Origin of the sequence: Streptomyces endophytica (genome assembly GCF_026153355.1) — a bacterium.
Taxonomy (GTDB): Bacteria; Actinomycetota; Actinomycetes; order Streptomycetales; family Streptomycetaceae; genus Streptomyces; species Streptomyces endophytica.
The window spans coordinates 1,141,598-1,156,928 of the sequence record NZ_CP110636.1; the positions used below are offsets into that span (position 1 = coordinate 1,141,598).

At 71.6% G+C, this 15,331-nt stretch carries 15 protein-coding genes; 3 read left to right on the forward strand and 12 right to left on the reverse strand.

Annotated elements, in window-relative coordinates; genetic code table 11:
- Position 1 precedes the first annotated feature (1 nt).
- From OJ254_RS05170 to OJ254_RS05190, 5 genes are all read right to left on the reverse strand, one after another.
- Complete coding sequence (locus OJ254_RS05170) at positions 2–2,011, reverse strand: ABC transporter permease (RefSeq protein ID WP_265361430.1); 2,010 nt, start codon at positions 2,009–2,011, stop codon at positions 2–4.
- Positions 2,008–2,181, reverse strand: coding sequence for a hypothetical protein (locus tag OJ254_RS05175; RefSeq protein WP_261956083.1), 174 nt, complete (start codon positions 2,179–2,181; stop codon positions 2,008–2,010). The genes OJ254_RS05170 and OJ254_RS05175 overlap by 4 nt, the downstream gene beginning before the upstream one ends.
- Positions 2,181–3,302 carry a quaternary amine ABC transporter ATP-binding protein gene (locus OJ254_RS05180; protein WP_265361431.1) on the reverse strand — a complete coding sequence of 374 codons (1,122 nt, stop codon included), beginning with the start codon at positions 3,300–3,302 and terminating at the stop codon, positions 2,181–2,183. Before OJ254_RS05180 ends, OJ254_RS05175 begins: the two co-directional genes overlap by 1 nt.
- Positions 3,302–4,843: a GMC family oxidoreductase gene (locus OJ254_RS05185; RefSeq protein WP_265361432.1), complete on the reverse strand. Its 1,542-nt coding sequence runs from the start codon at positions 4,841–4,843 to the stop codon at positions 3,302–3,304. The genes OJ254_RS05180 and OJ254_RS05185 overlap by 1 nt, the downstream gene beginning before the upstream one ends.
- A 76-nt stretch (positions 4,844–4,919) precedes the next feature.
- Positions 4,920–6,428, reverse strand: a complete 1,509-nt coding sequence (locus OJ254_RS05190) for an aldehyde dehydrogenase family protein (RefSeq protein ID WP_261956086.1) — start codon at positions 6,426–6,428, stop codon at positions 4,920–4,922.
- 276 nt (positions 6,429–6,704) lie between these two features.
- Here OJ254_RS05190 and OJ254_RS05195 point away from each other — a divergent pair, with 276 nt between their 5' ends.
- The 3 genes from OJ254_RS05195 (at position 6,705) to OJ254_RS05205 (ending at position 8,468) form a co-directional block, all read left to right on the forward strand.
- On the forward strand, positions 6,705–7,505 hold the full coding sequence (locus tag OJ254_RS05195) for a hypothetical protein (protein WP_265361433.1): 801 nt from the start codon (positions 6,705–6,707) through the stop codon (positions 7,503–7,505).
- Positions 7,506–7,600: 95 nt separating this feature from the next.
- Complete coding sequence (locus OJ254_RS05200; protein WP_265361434.1) at positions 7,601–8,215, forward strand: Uma2 family endonuclease; 615 nt, start codon at positions 7,601–7,603, stop codon at positions 8,213–8,215.
- Positions 8,216–8,258: 43 nt separating this feature from the next.
- A complete protein-coding gene (locus tag OJ254_RS05205) occupies positions 8,259–8,468 on the forward strand; it encodes a DUF5988 family protein (protein WP_261956089.1) in 210 nt (69 codons plus the stop codon).
- A 34-nt stretch (positions 8,469–8,502) separates the two neighbouring features.
- On the opposite strand, the gene OJ254_RS05210 is transcribed toward OJ254_RS05205, so the two are convergent.
- From OJ254_RS05210 to OJ254_RS05245, 7 genes are all read right to left on the reverse strand, one after another.
- Entirely contained in the window at positions 8,503–9,078 is a 576-nt protein-coding gene (locus OJ254_RS05210) for a hypothetical protein (RefSeq protein ID WP_265361435.1), read from the reverse strand.
- 349 nt (positions 9,079–9,427) lie between these two features.
- On the reverse strand, positions 9,428–9,802 hold the full coding sequence (locus OJ254_RS05215; RefSeq protein ID WP_265361436.1) for a hypothetical protein: 375 nt from the start codon (positions 9,800–9,802) through the stop codon (positions 9,428–9,430).
- On the reverse strand, positions 9,789–11,579 hold the full coding sequence (locus tag OJ254_RS05220; protein WP_265361437.1) for a hypothetical protein: 1,791 nt from the start codon (positions 11,577–11,579) through the stop codon (positions 9,789–9,791). The genes OJ254_RS05215 and OJ254_RS05220 overlap by 14 nt, the downstream gene beginning before the upstream one ends.
- 76 nt (positions 11,580–11,655) lie before the next feature.
- The gene (locus OJ254_RS05225; protein WP_265365055.1) at positions 11,656–11,790 is read right to left on the reverse strand and encodes a DUF397 domain-containing protein; all 135 of its coding nucleotides are present in this window, start codon (positions 11,788–11,790) and stop codon (positions 11,656–11,658) included.
- Positions 11,732–12,643, reverse strand: coding sequence for a helix-turn-helix domain-containing protein (locus tag OJ254_RS05230; RefSeq protein WP_265361438.1), 912 nt, complete (start codon positions 12,641–12,643; stop codon positions 11,732–11,734). Before OJ254_RS05230 ends, OJ254_RS05225 begins: the two co-directional genes overlap by 59 nt.
- Positions 12,644–13,226: 583 nt before the next feature.
- Complete coding sequence (locus tag OJ254_RS05240) at positions 13,227–14,216, reverse strand: malate dehydrogenase (protein WP_261956095.1); 990 nt, start codon at positions 14,214–14,216, stop codon at positions 13,227–13,229.
- Between the two features lie 458 nt (positions 14,217–14,674).
- Entirely contained in the window at positions 14,675–15,301 is a 627-nt protein-coding gene (locus tag OJ254_RS05245; RefSeq protein WP_265361440.1) for a helix-turn-helix domain-containing protein, read from the reverse strand.
- Positions 15,302–15,331: the final 30 nt, after the last annotated feature.

The window sequence follows — 15,331 nt, forward strand, 5'->3', positions numbered from 1 at the left end:
ATCAGGCTCCCTTCCCCGTCGTACGGCGTTCCGTGGGCTGGGTGACCCGGTCGAGCATCAGGCCCAGGCACACGATGGCCACGCCCGCGACCAGGCCGAGGGCCAGGTCTCCGGTGGCCAGGCCGGTGACCACGTCGTAGCCGAGGGCACCGCCGCCGACCAGGCCGCCGATGATGACCACGGCGAGGACCAGGACCACGCCCTGGTTGACGGCGAGCAGCAGGGCCGGCCGGGCCAGCGGCAGCTGCACCTGGCGGAGCATCTGCCAGCGGGTGGCGCCCAGCGAGCGGGCCGACTCCATCGCGGCGGGGTCGACCTGGCGCAGGCCCTGGGTGGTGATGCGGATGACCGCGGGCAGCGCGTAGACGACCGCGGCCGCGGCGGCCGGGGCGCGGCCCACGGCGAACAGGGCGACGACCGGGATCAGGTACACGAACTGCGGCATGGTCTGCATGACGTCCAGGACCGGGCGGAGGATCGCCTCGAACCGCTTGCTGCCGGCCGCCAGGACACCGGTGCCGAAGCCCAGTACCAGGGTCACGATCAGGGCGGCGAGCACCTGGGAGAGGGTGTTCATGGACGGCTTCCACACGCCCAGCACACCGATGGCGGCCATCGCGAGGACGGCGGTCAGGGCGGTGCGCCAGGTGCCGATGAGCCAGGCCAGCGCGGCGACGATGAGCAGCGTGCCGTACCAGGGCAGCGCGGTCAGGCCGTCGCGCAGCGGGTTGAGCACCCAGTTGGTGAAGTGCGCGGCCCAGTCGGCGGTACCGCCGATGAGCGGGACGCCGGAGTAGAGGTGGTTGACCATCCACTCCTTGAAGTCGTTGACCGGGTGGGCGATGTCCACGGACCAGGCACCGGGCCAGACCGCGGAGCCGGTCAGCCGGCCGGCCAGGGCCAGCAGGGCGGTGAGCGCGGCCACGCCGGTCCAGACCTGCCAGCCGCGCAGCCACGCCGGGCCGGCGGTGGCGGTGTTGTCGGCCGCGCCGATCCGGGCGCCGGCCGCGGCGGTGGTGCGGTCCATGACGATGGCCAGCAGCACGATCGGGATGGCGGCGGAGAGCGCGGCGCCGACGTCGACGGAGGCGAGCGCCTGGTAGACGCGGTCACCGAGGCCGGCCGCGCCGATCACCGAGGCGATCACGGCCATGGACAGCGCCATCATGATCGTCTGGTTGACGCCGAGCAGCAGTTCCTTGCGGGCCAGCGGAAGGCGGGCGGTCAGCAGCCGCTGCCGTCCGGTGGCACCGAGCGAGGAGACCGCCTCCAGTACGCCGGGGTCGGCGCCGCGCAGTCCGAGCGCGGTGAGCCGGGCCATCGGCGGGGCCGCGTAGATGACGGTGGCCAGCAGCGCGGCGGGCACGCCGATGCCGAAGATCAGCACGACGGGCAGCAGATAGGCGAAGGCCGGCAGCACCTGCATGGTGTCGAGGACCGGGCGCAGGATCCGGAACAGCCGCTCGGAGAGGCCGGCGCCCAGTCCGAGCAGGGCGCCGACGGCGACCGAGACGGCGACCGCCACGACCATCAGCGCCAGCGTCTGCATGGTCGGGACCCACATCCCGAGCGCCCCGCTGACGAGGAGGGAGACCAGCGCAGTGGCGGCGATCCGCCAGCCGGCCACCCGCCAGGCGATCAGCGTGACGCCGGTGGTCACGCCGGCCCAGCCGAGGGCGAGCAGCAGCAGATAGACCGCGCGGACGGAGATGACCACGGCGTTGGAGAGGTGGCCGAGGAAGTAGACGAACAGCCAGTGGTTGTCGCGGTTGTTGATGATCCAGTCGCTGGTCTTGCCGAGCGGCCCGGACAGGTCGACGGTGAGCGCGGACGGCCAGGCGGCGCCGGGCCAGGCGGCGTGCACCACGGGGACCAGGACGGCCGCGGCGACGGCGAGCAGCAGGAGCTTGGCGACGCCGCGGCGGGCCAGCAGGGCGCGGGCCGGGTTGGCCTTGGGTGCGTCGGCGCCGAGGCCGCGCTGAGTGGCGGGGGGTGCGGACGCGGTACTCATGCGCGCCCCCGCTTCACGGTGCCGGTCGGCACGCCCAGGGCGGCGGCGCGCTGGGCCTCGCGCCAGCGGCGCAGCAGCGCGGCGCGCAGCCGGGAGCGGCGGGAGGCGACGGGGGCTCTGGAGCCGACGGCGCGGACGGCGCCGTGGCGGGGGGTGGCGGCGTACATCATCAGGCAGCCACCTCGCCGGGCCGGTCCTCGTCGATCCGGGCGACCACGTTGAGCAGGCAGGCGTGGTCGACGACGCCCAGGCAGCGGCCGCCGTCGACGACCCGGGCGGCGCCGCCGGAGCGGGCCACCGCCTCGATGGCGTCCGAGATCAGGGTGTCGGCGGCCAGCGCCGGACCCTGGTCGGCCTCGCCGTCCTCGGCCGGGCGCATCGCGCGGCGGACGGTCAGCACCTGCTCGCGGGGGACGTCCCGGACGAAGTCGCGGACGTAGTCGTCGGCCGGGGAGCCGACGATCTCCTCGGGGGTGCCGAGCTGGACGATCTCGCCGTCGCGCATCAGGGCGATCCGGTCGCCGACCCGCAGCGCCTCGGCGAGGTCGTGGGTGATGAAGACCATGGTGCGGCCCTCCTCGCGGTGCAGGCGAACGACCTCTTCCTGCATGTCGCGGCGGATGAGCGGGTCGAGCGCGCTGAACGGCTCGTCGAAGAGCAGGACCTCGGGGTCGACGGCGAGCGCGCGGGCGAGTCCGACGCGCTGCTGCTGACCGCCGGAGAGCTGCCCGGGGCGGCGCTTCTCCAGTCCGGCCAGGCCCACCTTGTCGACCATCTCGTTGGCCTTCTCGCGCCGTTCGGTCTTGCCGACGCCCTGGATCTCCAGGCCGTAGGCGACGTTGTCGACGACGGTGCGGTGCGGCAGCAGGCCGAAGTGCTGGAAGACCATGGCGGCGCGGCGGCGGCGCAGTTCGCGCAGTGCGGTGCGGTCCATGGCGCGGACGTCCTCGCCGTCCATCTCCAGGTCGCCGGCGGTCGGTTCGATCAGCCGGGTCAGGCACCGGACGAGGGTGGACTTGCCGGAGCCGGACAGGCCCATGACGACGAAGACCTCGCCCTTGTGGACGTCGAAGGAGACGTCGCGGACGGCGGCGGTGCAGCCGGTCTGCTCGCGCAGTTCCTGGGCGCTCAGTCCGGTGACGGAGGTGTCGTCGGGGATCTTGTCGGCCTTGGGGCCGAAGACCTTCCACAGGTGCCGGACGGAGAAGACGACCTCGCGGGCGTCCTCCGCGGCGTCGGCGGCTTTACGGGCGTTGGGTATCTCGGATGCGCCGGCGGAGGTGGTAGCCATCACGCATCACCTCCCTTGGTAGGAGCCTTGTGGAGCAGTTCGGCGCACTTCTCCCCCACCATGAGCACGCCCAGCATCGGGTTGACGGCCGGCATCGTCGGGAAGACCGAGGCGTCGGCGATCCGGATGCCGTGCAGACCGCGGATCTTCAACTCCGGGTCGACGACGGCGAGTTCATCATTGGGGGCACCCATCTTGCAGGTGCCGGCGGGGTGGTAGACGGTGTGCGCGGCCTTGCGCACCAGCTCGCTGATCTCCGCGTCGTCGGTCACGTGGGGACCGGGGAAGACCTCGCGCTTGAGCCACTTCTTGAACGGCTCCGCCTGGGCGACCTCGCGGGCCAGCTTGATGCCGTCGACGAGGGTCTGCCCGTCGTAGTCGTCCTCGTCCTCGAAGTACTTGAAGTCGAGGGCGGGCTTGACCTCGGGGTCCGCGGAGGTGAGGTAGAGGCGGCCGCGGGAGCGGGACTTGGGGATGTTCGGGGTCATCGAGACGCCGTGTTCGGGACGCTCGTAGCCCAGCCGCTCGGGGTTGTCGGTGAACGGGATCTGGTAGAAGTGGAACATCAGGTCGGGGCCCTTGTGCTCCGGGTCCCGCTTGACGAACAGACCCGCGTCCGAGTCCATCGCGGAGTTGCCCGGGATCGGCCCGTTGGTCTCCCAGACGATCACCGACTCGGGGTGGTCGATCAGGTTCTCGCCGACGCCCGGCAGGTCGTGCACGACGGGGATGCCGAGCGCCTCCAGGTCCTTCTTCGGCCCGATGCCGGAGTGCATCAGCAGCCGCGGGGTGTCGACGGCGCCGGCGCACACCAGCACCTCGCGGGCGGCCTCGACGTAGACCTCGGCGCCGTCCTTCGTGCGGACGTGGACGCCCTTGGCGGTGGTGCCGTCCAGCTCCAGCTTGTGCGCCCAGGTCTCCAGCATCAGCGTGAGGTTCGGCCGGTCGCCGGCCTCGATGTGCGGGTGCAGGTAGGCGACCGAGGCGGACGACCGCTTGTTGTTCTCGGGGTGGTAGGAGAGGTCGAAGAAGCCGACGCCCTCGTCGAAGGGCTGGTCGTTGAACCCGACGACCTCCGGGACGCCGAGCGCCGTCTTGGCGGCCTCGATCCAGTCCGTGGCGATCTGGTTCTGGTCCTTCTTCGCCACCCGCACGATGTTGTTGCGCAGCTTGCCGAAGTAGGGGTCCATCTCCTTCGCACCCCAGCCGGTGGCGCCGGCCGCCTCCCACTCGTCCCAGTCGGACGGCAGCGGCTTGAAGGAGATCAGGGTGTTGTGCGACGAGCAGCCGCCGAGCACCTTGGCCCGGCTGTGCAGGATGTGCGAGTTGCCGCGGGGCTGCTCGGTGGTCGTGTACTCGTAGTCCAGCTCGCCGCCGAGGAGGCCGAGCCACTTGCGCAGCGTCAGCACGTCCTCGCGGTCGATGTCGGACGGGCCGCCCTCGATGACGGCGACCGTGACGTCCGGGTCCTCGGTGAGGCGGGAGGCGATGACGGAACCGGCGGTACCACCGCCGACCACGACGTAGTCGTACACGGGCATGGAGGGTGCTCCTTCTTGCAACGTTCTCAGGTGGTGCGGGGGTTGAGGGGAGGCGGGCGGTCCGGTGGGGGACCGGTCAGCCCGCGAACCACCGCACCGGCTCGGGCCGGAGGTTCTCGTAAATGTGCTTGCTCTCGCGGTACTCGTCCAGACCCGTGGGGCCGAGTTCCCGCCCGATGCCGGACTTGCCGAAGCCGCCCCACTCCGCCTGCGGGAGGTAGGGGTGGTAGTCGTTGATCCAGACCGTGCCGTGCCGCAGCCGCGCGGCGACCCGGCGGGCGCGCGCGGTGTCGGCGGAGAAGACCGCGCCGGCCAGGCCGTACTCGGTGTCGTTGGCGAGCGCGACGGCCTCGTCCTCGGTGCCGAAGGTCTCGACCGTGAGGATCGGCCCGAAGGTCTCCTCGCGGACGACCTTCATCTCGCGGTGGCAGCCGTCCAGCACGGTCGGCGCGTAGAAGTAGCCGGTGGCCGGGCGGACGGCGGACGGCTCGGGCCGGGCCCCGCCGCACCGCAGCTGGGCACCCTCGGCCAGCGCGGAGGCGACGTACGCCTCGACCTTGTCGAGCTGCTGCTGGGAGACCAGGGGGCCGCACTCCACGCCGTCCTCGGTGCCCCGGCCGAGCTTGATCCGCTCGGCGCGGCGGGCGAGTTCGGCCACGAAGCGGTCGCGCACCGACTCCTCGATGATCAGCCGGGCGCCGGCGGAGCAGACCTGCCCGCTGTGGATGAACGCGGCGTTGAGCGCCTGGTCGACGGCGGTGTCGAAGCCCTCCTCGGTGGCGCAGGCGTCGGCGAAGACCACGTTCGGGTTCTTGCCGCCGAGCTCCAGCGCGATCTTCTTGGCGCCGGAGACCGCGGCCGCACCGGCCTTCGTGCCGCTGACCAGGCCACCGGTGAAGGAGAACAGGTCGACGTCCGGGTGCTCGGCCAGCCGCTGGCCGACCGGCAGACCGGCGCCGGTGACGATGTTGGCGACCCCGGCCGGCAGCCCGGCCTCGACGAGCAGCTTGACCAGGTGCACGGTCGACAGCGGGGTGACCTCGCTGGGCTTGATCACAAAAGTGTTGCCGGCCGCGAGGGCCGGCGCGATCTTCCAACTGGCCTGCAGCAGCGGGTAGTTCCACGGCGTGATGAGCGCGCAGACGCCGACCGGCTCGTGCACGACCACGCTGTGCACGTCGGCGGAACCGGCGTCGACGACCCGGCCGCCGCTCTCGTTCATCACCACGTCGGCGAAGTACCGGAAGGCGTTGGTGACGTCGTCGACGTCGACCCGGCCCTCCTCCAGGGTCTTGCCGGTGTCCCGGCTCTCGATGAGCGCGATCTCCTCGCGGTCGCGCTGGAGCAGGTCGGCGACCCGGCGCAGCAGCGCGGAGCGCTCGGCGACCGGCGTACGGGGCCAGGCGCCCGCGCCGCCGTCGAAGGCCCGGGCGGCGGCCGCGACCGCGGCGTCCGCGTCCTCGGCACCGCCCTCGGCCACCACCTGGAGGGTCGTCGCGTCGGCGGGGTCGAGGACCTCTCGGGTGGCCCCGGACGCGGCGTCCCGCCACACCCCGTCTACGTGAATGGTCTCGCTTGCCGACACGATTTTTTCTGCCTTCCGGTCTTCGTTGTGTTCCCACTGGTGCAACCAGTGGCGTCACCAGCAACGGGGACCCCTCCCCGGAAGCGCCCCACCTATGCCCAAACATTCGCGGAAAGTGAGCCGACTCACTCGTCGTGCAGAGAAATGTCCCAGAACGTAACCTGAATAGCCGTATGTCCAAGCGGGAAGATCGTGCCGTACGTCCCGCCGGCAGCAGGTGGTCCGTGCGGCCGTCCCTCATACGCCCCTCCGCCCCCTCCGCCCGGAGGTATCGAGATGACCACCAGACGGCGTGCCGTCACCGCCACCGCCCTGGGCTGCGGAGCGGCCCTGCTCGCCGGGGCCGCCTGTACGGGCGCCGCGGCGGCCGGCGATCCCGACGGTGAGGGCGACCTCGCGGGGAAATCGGCCCAGCAGATCTCCGACGACGCCCTGCACCAGCTCGTGACCGCGAAGTCCCTGCGGCTGCGCACCGAGACCACCGCCGACCCCACCAAGCTCGACATCACCCTCGACAAGGCCGGCAACTGCGCCGGCGCGATCAGCAAGGGCGCGCTCGGCCGCGTGGAGATCATCAAGCGCGGCAACCAGGTGTGGATGAAGCCGGACGCGGCGTTCTGGAAGAGCCAGCTGCCCGGCGAGGAGGGCGCCCGGGCGGCCGCGAAGTACCGCAACACGTTCCTGCACGGCACCGCCGACCACGACGCCTTCCTGAAGAACCTCGCCACGGCCTGCGACCTCAGCGCCTTCCAGGAGTCCGCCGCCGGCCCCGGCGAGCCGCCCCCGTCCGGCGAGCCCACCCCCACCGCCAAGCTCACCAAGGGCCACCCCACGACCCACGAGGGCACCCCCGTCCTCCCCGTCGTCAAACACACCGACGGCGTCACCGAGACCCTCTACGTCGCGATCAAGGGCACCCACTACCCCCTCAAGCTCACCGCCGAGGCCGACGACCAGAAGGGCACCGTCCTCCTGAGCAACTACGGCACCCCGGTCCCCACCACGACCCCGCCCCCCGGCGACACCGTCGACATCTCGGCACTGGAGGACCTGTTCCAGGGGACACACACCGCGTGAATGGCATATGCCGCTACAGCGCGTGACCGGCTCGGGTCCCTATCGTTGGACCGTGCGGCTGCCCGTACGACGTGGCAGCGGGGAGGAGCGCCACGATGACCATCAGCCTTGAGCGGACCGAAGCGATCGCGACCGACGGGATGGAGATGGCAGAGCCCACCGAAAACCAACAGCGCTTGGACGACCTGTTCGCGCGGCTGGAGGGAGCCTCCCCCGAGGGCTACAAGACCGAGATCATCGGGGGGACAATCTTCATGTCGCCGCAGCGGGACGCGCATTGGCTGACCATCCGCCAGCTCTTGCGGGCGCTGGAGGACCGCTTCGGGGTGGACGTCCTGGTGCTGTCGGACGTCCGGATCGATTTCCCCGGCAAGGAGAACGGCTTCTGCCCCGACATCGCCAAATTCGCCGACGGCGCCAAGAAGAACGCACTGGGACGCTGGCGGTATCAGGACATCGAGCTCATCGCCGAGGTCATCTCCCAGGGGACCGCCGTGAACGACTACGGCCCGAAGAAGGCGATCTACGCCGAAGCCGGTATTCCGGTCTATGTCATCGCCGATCCCTATCTCGGCCGCTGCCGGGTCTTCACGCACCCCCAGGACGGCGAGTACCTGCGCGATCTCACCCTCAAGTACGGCGAGCCGGTCGACCTCACACACGCATTCCCCGGTTTCAGCATCTCCACGGAGAATTTCCCCCGCGACTGATCCGCGGCGCGCGCGACGCACCCCGCGGAGTGAGAATGCAGACATGGTGCAGACAGCGGCGAAAGCAGTGCTTGAGGGCGGTCCCGCGGAACTGCCCGAGCGGATCGTGCCGGCCGATCCGCACGGCAGCGAGCTGAAGATCCCCTTCCGCGGCGGCTACGAACACTTCCGGCCCACCACCCGCCAGCAGTACACCCCCGAGGGGGCGCTGCCGGTGTACGAGTGGTGGGAGCGCACCGAGATCGCCGAGTAGGCGGGACGGGCGAGCAGGCGGGGCGGGCGCGCCGTCAGCCTTCCGGGGAGAACGCCTGGAGGGCGATCCGCTGGGTCTCCTGCTGGAGCGGCCAGTCGGCCTCGGTGCCCAGGACCAGGACGGCGAACTGCCGGCCGTCGTCGGTGGTGAAGGCGCAGTCGACGACCTTGACGCGGGTCCCGAGCCGCTCGCTGTCATAGGCGTAGACCAGTTGGGCGGCGTCCGAGCCCGGCGCCGGGCCGTCGAACGCGCCGAGGCTGATCTGCTCGAAGCCGGGGTTGCCGGCCAGCCCTTCGACGCCTGTTCCAGCGCCTCGCGCGGCGCGATGTCCGGTTCGGTGATCTCGAAGATCTGCAGCAGCCCGCGGTCGTCCGGCGCGGTGTAGAACACCCCGGTCTTGCGCTCGCTGCGCTCCCAGCCGTCCGGCACCGCGAGGGTGAAGCCCTTGGCGTCGTGGACGAGGCGGTAGCCGGCGGGCACGGCGGGCGACGAGGCCGGGTCCATGGGCGGCGTGCTGTCGACGCCGGACGGGGTGGTGGCGGCGGTGGGCGTGTGCGGGGCGGAGGCCCGGGTACGGGCGGCGGGCGGCGCGTCGCCGTCGCGGCCCCACAGCAGATAGCCGCCGCCGGCCCCGGCGGCGATCACCACCACGGCCGCCCCGGCGATCAGGGCAGCGGTACGGCGCCGGGGACCGGGGCCGGCACCGGGTGCGGCACCGGGTGCGGCACCGGGGACGCCGGTGAAGGGACCTGGTGCGGGACCGGGACCGGGTGCGGAACCGGGGACGGTGAGGGAGGCGTCGGGTAACGGGCCGAAGGGCGGCTGCGGTGGTGCGCCCGCGCTCGGGGCGAAGGTCGGCCGGGGCGGCATCGGGCCGCTGTACGGGGCGGGCGCCGGCCTGCCGTCCTCCCAGCTCTGCGTCTCGTCGTTCCAGCGGGCCGGCCCGCCGCGCGGCATCGTCACCCACCCACCAGGGCCGCGACCGCCTGGGTCACCGCGGCACCGGACGCCAGCAGCCCGACCACCGCGCCGGCGTCGGTCAGCGCCGTACGCAGCCGCGCCAGCCGCCCGGGCCCGGCCGCCCCGCCCTCGGCGATCTCGCCTTCCGTTCCGGCGAGTTCCTCGTCCAGGGCGGTCACCTCGGGACTTTGCACCGCCCGGGCCAGATCGGCCCGCAACTCCCGTACCGCACGCAGCAGTTCCTCCTGCGCCGGATCGGCGGCCGGTGCGCCGCCGCCTTCGTTCTGCGTCACGGTGTTGTGGTCGCCGATGGCGAAGGCTCCCCGGACGCTGCCGATGTGGATGCCGTTGCCGCGCGCGTCAGCCGTTGCCACTGTTCTTCCTTCCCTTCGGGGCGGTGCCACCCGCGGTGGTGTTCTGCGTGATCGTGTTGTGGTCGCCGATGCCGACGGCCCCCTGGGCGGACTCCACGTAGACGCCGCCCTCGGCGACGTGCACGATGCGCTGCTCGAACTCGTCGGTCTGGTAACCGGCCTCGCGCAGCGCGGTGGTCACCCCGGCCGTCACCCGCTGCTGCACGGTCTTCAGGTACCGCGCCACGTCCATGTCCTGGAACAGCGACGCCTCGCCGTACGACCCCAGTTCGCGGACGGAGACGCCGGGGCCCTCCGGGAGCGCCGCCCCGTTCCCGGCGGTGGCCAGCCGCCACGCGGAGCGCAGCCCGCGCCCCAGGGTGAGCAGCGCGTTCCCGGCCGAGCGCGGCGTCTGGGCCAGCGCCCAGACCGCCTTGCCGAAGTGGTGGTGGTGCCGGTACTGGTGGGCGAGCCGGTCGGCGTCCTGGAAGAGCTGCCGCAGCGGCCACAGCACGTGCGGCGCGACCTCCAGCATCAGCATCCCGCCCTGGGTGTGGACCCGGACGAAGACCGTGGTGACGATGCCCTCGTTCCAGCCGCCGACCCGGATCCGCAGGAAGTGCCGCCGGGTCTCGCCGCCCTCCTCGACCGAGGCCGCCCGGTGCGCCTCGAACGCCTCCGGCGCGTACGGCGCCGCGGCCCGGTCGGGCAGCCCCTCGGCCGGCAGGAAGACGCACTCGTCGAGTTCCAGGGCGCGCAGCCGGTCGCGGACCGCGGCCGCCGCCTGCGGTGAGCCGTGCGGCGACGGCTCCCGCAGCGCCTCCACCAGCGGCACGATCCGGGCCAGGATCGCGCCGTTGTCCAGCGGCTCGGTCTCCCGGTCCGGATGCGGGACCAGCTCCACCGACAGCGACCAGGTCTTGTACGGGTACCCGGCGCCGCAGAACGGGTTGGCCGCGCGGTACATCACCAGCGGCCCGTGCTGCTCGATCCGCACCCGGTCCCGCAGCCGCCGGAACCGGAAGCCCTCGGCCCGCTCCGCCGGATCGGCCATCACGTCGGGGAACCGCTCCTTGGACAGTTCCCGGGCCAGCGAACGGGCGAACTGCCCGCGCTGCAACCCGACCAGGACGGCCAGCGCGACCGGCAGCAGCAGCGTGACCCAGAACGGGAAGGCCGCGAGGGCCGACGAAACGCCGGAGTCGCTGCCACTGTCGTAGGAGGAGCCGTACGAGGAGCCGCCCCAGTCGCCGCTGTCGCTCCCGCCGCTGCCGGGCAGGACGAAGGACAGCAGGTTGGGGATCAGTGGGCCGATCAGCGACGACCAGAGGCTGACCGCGAATCCGGCGGCCAGCATCCCCAGCATGAAGAAGATCAGGGACAGCCGGCCGTACCAACGGAGCACGAAGGACGCCGAGCGGGCCAGCCACTGCGGCAGGGGCGCCCGGCGGACCAGGCGGGACAGTCCGATGAGGACGACGGGCAGGATGTAGAACGTCACCATCCCGCCGGACAGCGGGATCGCCACGATCCATAAGCCGAGGATCGCCGCCGCCCAGCCCAGCTCCAGCCACCGGGCACGCAGCGCGTGCGCCAGCACCCGGGCCGCGTCGATGCCCAACGAGGGCGCGGCGAACCGTTCTTCGTGGACGTAGAGCTCGTCGATGACCGCGTCCCGGAACCCCTCGTCCAGGTACGTCCCGGCGCACAGCAGCCTGGTGGCCTCACTGGCACCGGGCGGGACGGGAGTGAGCGGTGCGGGCTTCGTGAACTGCGCGGGTACGTTCGTCCGGTCCATCGGCCTCCCCCAAAAGCCTCGCGGAAGCCGCAGCATAGGCCAGGGAAGCACTCCGTGTCAGGGAGTTAACGCAAGGTCACGACAGGGTCATTTTCTTGACGGCAGTCACAAAGGACGACCAGTCACCCACCGGGAAGAACAGCACGGGCCCGTCAGCGTCCTTGCTGTCCCGGACGGGGACGACGCCGGGGATACCGGGGGCTACTTCGATGCAGTTGCCGCCGTTGTCGCCGCTGTGGCTGCTCTTGATCCAGATCGCCGTGCCCAGATCGACCGTGTCCATCGCGCTCGCAACCTTCCATCAACTCGCCGATCAGGGCGGCAGAATCCCGAGCCGACAGAGCATCCGCCCTCAGCGCATCATAGGTCCGCTCATGGCGTACGCAGACAGCTGGATCGTCGTTGAAATAGCCACGGTCCAGGGACTCCGAATAGACCCACCTGTGCCCGTCAGGCAGCGTGATCAGCGACATAGAGGCGTTGGGGCGCACGAGTTCAGGGAATTCGGCTGGCGCCACCTGAATGCGGATGTTGCGATGGCGTTGGACGTTCAGCAGGTGCGCACACTGCTCACGCATGATGGCAGAGCTCCCCACAAGGTTGCGTAGGCAGCTTTCGTCCAGGACCACGATGTACTGCGGGCCGGCGGTCATCAGGAAGCGCTGTTGTCGACTCAGTCGGGCCTGTACGCGCTCCTCGACTTCATTGCCGCTCGCAACGCGTGAGAACAGCGCCCGGGCGTAGTCCTCCGTCTGCAACAAACCGGGGATTACCCGCTCTTGGTACTCCCGGAGGGCCACAGCCAGCGCATCCATCTGGGCGCGACGCTCGAACCAGTCCGGATGCTGCACCTCCGGATACCAGTCGATCCTCCCCCACAGCCGGAGCAACACCCCACCCGTACCGAGCAGTTCGTCGCAGTGCTTGGCGAAGGCGTCCTGTGGGACACGCGTGCCCGCCTCAATACGCGCCACGTGCGAGCGGTCGCACGGAATCTTCCGCGCCAAGGCCGCCTGGGTGAGGCCCGCCGCCTCCCGGTGGTGCTTCAGCAGTTCACCGAACACGACGGCCGTCGTAGCCGCCGTGCCCCCCGCGCCATTGCGTCGGCTCACGGCACCCCCTTGTGACAGTTGCCCACTGACACGCGCTCAGCGTTGTCACCGCCCACCCCGCTGAGCAACGATGAACACACCCAGAGTAACGAACGGCGAACCCCCGCGACGTTGGCAGACGTCCGGGGGCGTGGCCTTCAACCCAGAGAGATTGATGACATGCACCACGCTATCCGGCTCTTCGAACCGCTGCTACGGCTGTTACTGCCCGGCACCGGAAGGCATCGGACCGCGGACGCCTCACCACGTCATGCGCGGCGGGCGGCGGCGCCGGTGGTGGTGTGGTGACCGGCCGCGCGCGTCAGTCCGTTCAGCTGGGGGAGCCGGTGCGGGACCCCGAGCCGGCCACCGGCTGCGACGTGTGCGAAGCGCTGGCCCAGCAGCGAGTGGCGGCGTATGCGGTCGGGAACCGGTCGAAGGTGTCCGACTGCAATGTCGAAATCCGGCGGCATCCGCACCGGAAGTAGGCCCCAACGGCCGGAGCCCGCACGGTCGTTGGGGACCGTGCGGGCTCCGGCGGGAGAACGAGAGTTACTCAGATGAGGCCGAGGGCGCGGACCGCCTCGCGCTCCTCCTCCAGCTCCTTGACGGAGGCGTCGATGCGGGAGCGGGAGAACTCGTTGATGTCCAGGCCCTGGACGATCTCGTACTTGCCGTCCTTGGTGGTGACCGGGAAGGAGGAGATCAGGCCCTCCGGGACGCCGTAGGAGCCGTCCGACGGGATGCCCATCGAGGTCCAGTCGCCGTCGGCGGTGCCGTTGACCCAGGTGTGCACGTGGTCGATGGCGGCGTTCGCGGCGGAGGCGGCCGACGAGGCACCGCGGGCCTCGATGATCGCGGCGCCGCGCTTGGCGACGGTCGGGATGAAGGTGTCGGCCAGCCACTTCTCGTCGTTGACGGTCTCGGCGGCGTTCTTGCCGGCGACCGTGGCGTGGAAGATGTCCGGGTACTGGGTGGCGGAGTGGTTGCCCCAGATCGTCAGGCGCTGGATCTCCGAGACCGGCGTGCCGGTCTTCTGCGCCAGCTGCGAGATGGCCCGGTTGTGGTCGAGGCGGGTCATCGCGGTGAAGCGCTCGCGCGGTACGTCCGGCGCGGCGGCCTGGGCGATCAGCGCGTTGGTGTTGGCGGGGTTGCCGACGACCAGGACCTTGATGTCGTCCGCGGCGTGGTCGTTGATGGCCTTGCCCTGCGGCTTGAAGATGCCGCCGTTGGCCTCCAGGAGGTCACCGCGCTCCATGCCCTTGGTGCGGGGGCGGGCGCCGACCAGCAGGGCGACGTTCGCGCCGTCGAAGGCCACGTTCGGGTCGTCGGAGATGTCGATGCCCTGGAGGAGCGGGAAGGCACAGTCGTCCAGCTCCATGGCGGTGCCCTCGGCGGCCTTCAGGCCCTGCGGGATCTCCAGGAGGCGCAGCTTGACCGGCACGTCCGCGCCGAGCAGATGACCGGAAGCGATGCGGAAGAGGAGTGCGTAACCGATCTGGCCGGCGGCGCCGGTGACGGTGACATTGACGGGAGTGCGGGTCATGGCGATCTCCTGCGCGGTGTTTTCCGGGGGCAAGCCCCTGGACCACCATGGGTGGCGGTGGGTGTCCCTGCCCAGCTATCGAGGTCTCTTGGTATCGAGAGACCCGGCCGTCAGGCTATCGGACCCCTGACCGGTGCCGGTGACGGGTCGGTGTGGCACGCCTCACCGGGTGTACCAGGAGCCCGGACGGCGGCCCGCCCGGAACGCGGTCGGCGACGGCTCCACCCGGCCTCCGCCCGGCCCGCCCGCACGGACCGTGGCGGCGGCCGCCCGCTCAAGGAGGGGGGAAGCGGGCGGCCGCCAGGTTGTGCCACACCCGTGGGGGGATAACCGGCGCCTGCCCGGGATAACCGGGTGCATGCCCCCCTTTTTTCAGCGAACGCCGCGTGGCCGTCGATTCCCGGCCAGTGGCGGCGCGCCGGGCCGCCGCGGCCGCCCCGGCGCGCGGGGGCGGGCCGTCAGCGTCCGGGGGCCAGCAGGAGGACCGCGGCGAGCGCCATCAGCAGGGCGCCGAGGACGCCGACCGCCAGCATCAGCGCCCGCAGCCGACGGGCCCGCCGGCCGGCGAGGGCACCGGGCCCGGCCGACGGCTCCGGCCCGGCCTCCGCCCCCGGGCCCGGCCCGCCGGCCTCCGCGGTCCGCGCCTCCCCGTGTTCCTCGCCGTATTCCTCGCCGTATTCCTCGCCGTATTCCTCGCCCCGCCGCGGCAGCTGCGCGACCTGCGTACGGACCGCGCCCGGTGCCATCGCGGCCTCCCGAACGGCCCACGCCGGGGCGGCCCGTATCGCCTCCCTCGGTACGTCGTGCCGCAGCTCGGCCCGGCTCCAGGCGCGTTCGGCCGGTTCCCACCGCATGACGAGGTGTCCCGGGTCGGTGCCGGTCGCCTCGGCGAGCGCGACGACGGCGCGGCGCGGCGGCAGCAACCGCCCGTCGAGATAGCGCTCCCACGACGTCTTGCTGTAGCCCGTGCGGTCCGCGACGGCGGCCACACTCAGCCGGCTGCGGTCCACCAGGCCGCGCAGCCGTTCCGTGAACTCCCCCACGGCCGGATCGAGTTCCTCCGGCAGTGCCTTCCAGCGAGGCATGGCTCCCCCTGTTCGCCCACTCACGCGCCG

What these genes read in the sequence shown, in the direction of transcription:
- OJ254_RS05170 (WP_265361430.1), bottom strand. Translation starts at nt 2,011, where the DNA reads ATGAGTACCGCGTCCGCACCCCCCGCCACTCAGCGCGGCCTCGGCGCC.
- OJ254_RS05175 (WP_261956083.1), bottom strand. Translation starts at nt 2,181, where the DNA reads ATGATGTACGCCGCCACCCCCCGCCACGGCGCCGTCCGCGCCGTCGGC.
- OJ254_RS05180 (WP_265361431.1), bottom strand. Translation starts at nt 3,302, where the DNA reads ATGGCTACCACCTCCGCCGGCGCATCCGAGATACCCAACGCCCGTAAA.
- OJ254_RS05185 (WP_265361432.1), bottom strand. Translation starts at nt 4,843, where the DNA reads ATGCCCGTGTACGACTACGTCGTGGTCGGCGGTGGTACCGCCGGTTCC.
- OJ254_RS05195 (WP_265361433.1), top strand. Translation starts at nt 6,705, where the DNA reads ATGACCACCAGACGGCGTGCCGTCACCGCCACCGCCCTGGGCTGCGGA.
- OJ254_RS05200 (WP_265361434.1), top strand. Translation starts at nt 7,601, where the DNA reads ATGACCATCAGCCTTGAGCGGACCGAAGCGATCGCGACCGACGGGATG.
- OJ254_RS05205 (WP_261956089.1), top strand. Translation starts at nt 8,259, where the DNA reads ATGGTGCAGACAGCGGCGAAAGCAGTGCTTGAGGGCGGTCCCGCGGAA.
- OJ254_RS05220 (WP_265361437.1), bottom strand. Translation starts at nt 11,579, where the DNA reads ATGGACCGGACGAACGTACCCGCGCAGTTCACGAAGCCCGCACCGCTC.
- OJ254_RS05240 (WP_261956095.1), bottom strand. Translation starts at nt 14,216, where the DNA reads ATGACCCGCACTCCCGTCAATGTCACCGTCACCGGCGCCGCCGGCCAG.
- OJ254_RS05245 (WP_265361440.1), bottom strand. Translation starts at nt 15,301, where the DNA reads ATGCCTCGCTGGAAGGCACTGCCGGAGGAACTCGATCCGGCCGTGGGG.